The sequence below is a fragment of the Thiomonas sp. genome, from assembly GCF_054608695.1.
On sequence record NZ_JBTRXV010000184.1, the window covers coordinates 1 to 3,273 of the forward strand.

General features: G+C 64.3%; 3 protein-coding genes. 1 reads left to right on the plus strand and 2 read right to left on the minus strand.

Annotated features, from left to right (window positions below; all coding sequences use genetic code 11):
• On the plus strand, positions 1-450 hold a 450-nt coding region (locus ACYCUK_RS23970), incomplete at its 5' end, for an endonuclease V (protein ID WP_461597089.1).
• 200 nt (positions 451-650) lie between these two features.
• Here ACYCUK_RS23970 and hflD read toward each other — a convergent pair.
• On the minus strand, positions 651-1,319 hold the full coding sequence (hflD, locus tag ACYCUK_RS23975) for a high frequency lysogenization protein HflD (RefSeq protein WP_461597090.1): 669 nt from the start codon (positions 1,317-1,319) through the stop codon (positions 651-653).
• 3 nt (positions 1,320-1,322) lie between these two features.
• Positions 1,323-3,273, minus strand: a 1,951-nt coding sequence (gene glnD / locus ACYCUK_RS23980; protein ID WP_461597091.1) for a [protein-PII] uridylyltransferase, incomplete at its 5' end; no start/stop codon positions are given.

The following is a 3,273-nucleotide window of genomic DNA, read 5'->3' on the forward strand; positions in this document are numbered from 1 at the left end:
AGTTTTCCCTATGTGCCGGGTTTGCTCTCTTTCCGTGAGGGACCTGTGCTGTTGGCGGCTTTGGCGGCCCTGGCCCAAAAGCCGGAATTTTTGTTGTGCGATGGTCAAGGCATTGCCCATCCCCGCCGTTTCGGCATTGCTGCGCACCTCGGGGTCCTCCTGGATCTGCCCAGCGTGGGTATTGGCAAATCCCGCTTGTGCGGGGAGGAGCGGATGGTGGGGGAGCGCCGCGGCGACTGGGAAGCATTGATGGACAAGGGGGCCTGCATCGGCAGCATCCTGCGCACCCGTGAGCGGGTACGCCCTGTCTATGTTTCACCGGGCCATCGCTGTGATCAGGAGGGTGCCCGGGCGCTGGTCCTGGCCTGGGGACGGGGTCATCGCCTGCCCGAACCGGTGCACCTGGCGGACCGCCTCAGCAAGCGTCAGCGCATAACGCCGTTACCTTGACGGACATGCACCCGGTGCATCCCGTCATCAGGAAACGGTCCTCACAACCGGTAGGAGCGGCCCATGGCCGCGACCTTCTCGGGGCGCCAGCACGGGTGGTCGCGGGCATGGGCCGCTCCTACGATATTTTACGTGGACAGCAAGTTCGTTGTTTCGTTAAAACACCGCCGCCACCTGCCGAATCCGGGTTTACCAGGGTCCTAGGCATCGGCGTTGAAGGGATTGGCGGCGAGCAGGGCCGTGGCTTCCTGGCAGAGGGCGCGTCTTTCCAGGATCAGGCGGCGGAGATTACCGCCCCGTTGCCGCCACCATACGGCGGCGCGGATGCCGGCCAGCAGCAAGGTACGAATGCGGGCGGCGTCTTCGGAGTTACCGAGATAGCGGCTCTCACCGCTGACGATGATGCGGGGGGACAGCTTGCCGACGGCGTCGGTGTAGGTCTGGGCCAGACTGGCCGTGACACTGGGGTGGAGGGGGTCGGCAAAATGTTCCAGTTGGCGCTGGGCTTGTTCGATTCCCTGGCGCACGCGCTCGGCCAGGTCGTGGCGGGCGATCAAGCGCTTGCCCAGGGTCAGGAGTGCCAGTGCGTAACGGAGGAGTTCGGCCTCCTGCGCGTTGCCGGGACCGCGTTGCAGGAGGGGGCAGATCAAGGCGAGCGCCCGGCGCAGGCCAGGAATGTCGCCAAAGAGCTGGATACTGTCGTTCCCATCCATGGCCAGGATGCTGCGGATCGTCTGGGTACTGGCTTCGCCGTTCTGCAGGCCCTGGCGGGCGCTGTCCTGCACCAGCATGGCGGCGCGCAGGATGGCCGCCAGGGCGATGGCGCGGTCGCGCCGTTCCTCGGGATCCGATTGGAATAAGGACCACATGGTTTAGGGCGCTCGCACTTGCTGCAGGGCATCGAGCAAGGCGCTGCGCAAGCGTTCGCGTTGCGCTGCGGCCAACTTCTTGCCATTTTCATCGAGGATGAAGAAGGTGTCTTCCACGCGTTCCCCAAAAGTGGACACCTTGGCGCCATGGATGCTCAAGTGCAGGGCAAGCAGGACCTCACCCACCTGATAGAGCAGGCCGAGACGATCGGCGGCAGTCACTTCCAGGAGGGTGTAGCGCTGCAGAGCGGCGTTGTCCACGGTGACCACGACGGGGTTTTGGGCAAAAAAGCGATGACGTGCCCCATGGTGCCGGAGTCCAAAGCGGGGAACGCTGACCGCCTCGCCGTCAATAATGGCGCGCAGGTGCTCGCCCAGGTCCTGATGGGCATCCGGGCTATGGGCAAAGGCATGGCTCTCGTCGAGCACGATGAAGGTGTCCAGGGCGTGGCCGTCTGCACTGGTGTCGATGCGGGCATCTAGAATACTCAGGGATTGCTTGTCGAGAACGCTGGTAATGCGCAAAAAGAGTCCGGGCGTATCGCGGCCATAAATCAGCAGCTCGGTGCCGACGGGTTGGCGGGGGCGGGCAAAGACCAGGGTGCGCTGGCCCGGCTGTTGCAGGATGCTTTGGGTATGCCAGAGGAGTTCGTCATGGCCATAGCGCATGAAATAGTCGCTCCCCAGGGTGCGCCAGAGAGCCTGGGCCTGGGTATGGGCCTGGGTTGGCAGCGCGGCGAGCAGGTCGCGTTTTTTGGCGCGCAGCAGGGCGCGCCGATCCTTGGGGGCGATGGTGTTGCGCTGCAATTGGCTGCGTACCCCACGGTAGAGCGTGGACAGGAGCATCCCCTTCCAGTCGTTCCACAGGTCCGGGTTGGTGGCGCGCATGTCGGCAATGGTGAGCAGGAGGAGGTAGCTCAAGCGCCTTTCGTCACCGACCATACGGGCAAAATCCTGGATGACCCGGGGGTCTTCGAGATCGCGGCGCTGGGATACACCGGACATGTCGAGATGGTGTTGCACCAGCCAGGCAAGGAATCGGGTATCGGCCCGGTCGAGGCCGATGGAACGGGCAAAGCGCTTGACCTCCCGGGCGCCCAGGCGGGAGTGGTCGCCCCCCCGTCCCTTGGCGATATCGTGGAAAATGCCGGCGATGACCAGCAGTTCCGGGCGGTCGATGCGCAGGCGCGCCTCCTCGATCACCGGCAGGTCGCTGTGCCCGGCCGTCCAGAAACGGCCCACCTGGCGGAGCAGAAAGAGGGTGTGCTGATCGACGGTATAGACGTGAAAGAGGTCATGCTGAATCTGCCCCGTGATGCGCCCGAAAGCGGGCAGGAGGCGGGCCAGAATGCCGCACTGGTGCATGGCGGAAAGGGTCCGGTAAACCCCTTCGGGCTTGGCAAGGATGGCCAGAAAGTCGCTTCGGGCACGGGGATCATTACTGAGCATCTGCGGTTGCAGATGCCGGCGCAGGGCATGGAGCTCCCGTTGCGTGGCGGCATCCAGGCCGCGTTGCTGGGGATCTTCGGCGAGCCGGCGGAAGAGCTTTAATATTGCTGACAGGACGGGCTCGGCGGGATGATCTGCGGCAAAGCCGATGCTGTCCTGGCGCAACGCAATGTCGCCCTCGACCAGGGGCGCTGCCGTGGCGGCAGGGGCGATGCGCCATGCGAGGTTTTCCTGGGCGATGGCGGAAATACGGGCAATACTGGCAAAAATGCGATAAATGTTTTGCATCAAGTGTTCAACGGCGGAACGGTCGGCCGTGTCCTGAAATCCGAGTTGTGCGGCCAGCAGGGGCTGGAGATCCAGGCGCAGGCGATCTTCCCGCCGCCCAGCCGCGTAGTGCAGGCCGATGCGCAGGCGGGAGAGGAAATTGCGGGCCTGGAGGAGTTGCCGATATTCGCCTGCGTCGATGATCCCCGCCTGCTGCAGGTGGCGAAGACGGCCATCG

What these genes read in the sequence shown, in the direction of transcription:
- hflD (WP_461597090.1), bottom strand. Translation starts at nt 1,319, where the DNA reads ATGTGGTCCTTATTCCAATCGGATCCCGAGGAACGGCGCGACCGCGCC.